At 35.7% G+C, this 2,335-nt stretch carries 1 protein-coding gene and 1 pseudogene; both read right to left on the reverse strand.

The window, feature by feature from the left end:
- Positions 1 to 246: 246 nt before the first annotated feature.
- Positions 247 to 884: alpha/beta hydrolase (locus tag AFK68_RS01310; RefSeq protein WP_143437402.1), on the reverse strand; the 638-nt coding region annotated here is incomplete at its 5' end.
- A 1-nt stretch (position 885) separates the two neighbouring features.
- Positions 886 to 1,393, reverse strand: a pseudogene (locus AFK68_RS43210) (alpha/beta hydrolase); the annotation flags it as partial.
- Positions 1,394 to 2,335 lie beyond the last annotated feature (942 nt).

Below are 2,335 nucleotides of genomic sequence, written 5' to 3' on the forward strand. Positions count from 1 at the left end.
AGGAAGCAATCTCCGCGCACCCCTGAGATTGCTATCCGTTCCGGAATGCTCCGCAAACCTTCCACTCCGTTCCAGTCGCAATGACTTGGGTATAGTAATTATCAGGATTTGATATCATTCCCAAATCAATAAGATAGGGCTAGAGCAATACTACGAGGGAGCGTAATTGTTTGTAGTTGGGCTTCAACCCCCTCGCCCGCCCCAGACAGTAAAGACAGGAAAAATCCTGACTCTTTCCTCGTGACTCTAACTCCTAACTCCTGACTCCTGACTCCTGAGTTGTGTTAAAATTCTCTCCTGACTCTTCCCTCCTGACTCCTCCGCTGTAGGAAAAAATTCCTGCAATGCTGCTATGTAGCGATCGCTATCTACTTCTGCCAGATCGTTATGTCCAGCATTTGGGAGCAACAGCAGTTTTTTTGGTTCGGGTGCAGCAGCAAATAATTTTTGACTCATGGTTACAGGTACAGTTTCATCGTTCATACCATGAATAAATAAGACTGGCATTTGCAATGATTTGACTTTGTTAATCAAATCAAATTTTTGAGTAACCAGCAACTTCAGAGGAAATATCTGGATTTTACGTCTGTATTTAGCCATGTCTTCGATACAAGTAAAGCAACTTTCAGCTATTAACCCTGCTGCTTTTGGTTGTTGTAAGCAGAGATTAACGGCGATCGCTCCTCCGAGAGAATATCCATAAATAAAAATTTCTTCTGGTGCAAAGCTTTTTTGTTGAGTTAAATAATTCCAAGCTATTGCAGCATCTTCATAAACTGTTGCTTCTGTGGGAAACTTTCCTTGACTATTACCGTATCCCCGATAATCAATCATAAAGACTGAAAATCCTAATTGATATAGTTTTGCTACTCGCTCAAGATTGCNTCGCTCCTCCGAGAGAATATCCATAAATAAAAATTTCTTCTGGTGCAAAGCTTTTTTGTTGAGTTAAATAATTCCAAGCTATTGCAGCATCTTCATAAACTGTTGCTTCTGTGGGAAACTTTCCTTGACTATTACCGTATCCCCGATAATCAATCATAAAGACTGAAAATCCTAATTGATATAGTTTTGCTACTCGCTCAAGATTGCAACTTTTTTTCTGAGCAGCCATATTTCCACTGGCGCCATGTAGGAAGAGAATTACTCCTGCATTGGGTTGAGTTTGCGGAATCCACCAACCAGATATTTTTTCTGTTTGGTTGCGAGAAGTTGGTACTGATAACCAAACTTCTTCATAAGGAAGGTTAAAAGTAGCAGGAGTAGCTAAAACCAATGATTTAGGTTCAAATATCAATCGGTTTTGGATTAATCTTAGCAACATAAAACCAGAGATATAAATAGTTGCTAAACCTATTAATGGGAATGTTAAGGAAGTCTGAAAAATAGTCATTATTAGAAGTTGATTTTTTATCTACAACAAAGTGGTATGTATCTAGCTCTATTCGCCAGAATAATATTAATACCGAATATTTACTATATGATTATAGGACTTACGCCAATAAATCCGGTTGCCACGAACAAACCTAGTTTCTGGATTTTGGTGCATAGGTTTTGTGATTATTTTTGTCACCTTATCATTATAATTTTCCTCTATTTGTATATAGATAACAATACTGAACTATGACAGTATTTTTAATGTCATATAGCAATTCTTAAATTTGTAAGATAGACAAGTTTTCGATTTTAGGTAACAGGACATCGGGAAGGAAAAAAAATACTTTACCTGATTATAGTGATAAATTTTTACTACAAATAAATTTTAGGTTTTATACGACTTNTTTAATGTCATATAGCAATTCTTAAATTTGTAAGATAGACAAGTTTTCGATTTTAGGTAACAGGACATCGGGAAGGAAAAAAAATACTTTACCTGATTATAGTGATAAATTTTTACTACAAATAAATTTTAGGTTTTATACGACTTTGAAAACAAGAATGCTGCAAAAAGGTGGCTGTCGGTCAGATATGCTGAAAAATAGATACTTTAATTCATTTTAGATAGTTATCTAATCCCATTTTTGCCTTTTTTAAATCTTTATCCCTTCTTACTTCTTACTTCTTACTTCTTACTTCTTTGATACGGACGTTGCATCCAAGGTTCCTACCATTTGTAACAAACACTTATCACGCTTGGTATTAGGTGGTAGATGGTGCAGTAGTCAGTAAATCTTCATTTTCCCAGCATCGGAAATTAGAGCTTATAAGTAGAGTTCAAGAATTAAGAATTTAGAATTAAGAATTTAGAATTACCTCTCCTTGAAAAGGAGAGGATTGACAAACAGGAAAATTTTTATTTATTATCCCCTTAAAAGGGGAGGCTTTAAACCACAAT

This window comes from Hydrocoleum sp. CS-953 (assembly GCF_002260545.1).
Taxonomy (GTDB): Bacteria; Cyanobacteriota; Cyanobacteriia; order Cyanobacteriales; family Microcoleaceae; genus Trichodesmium.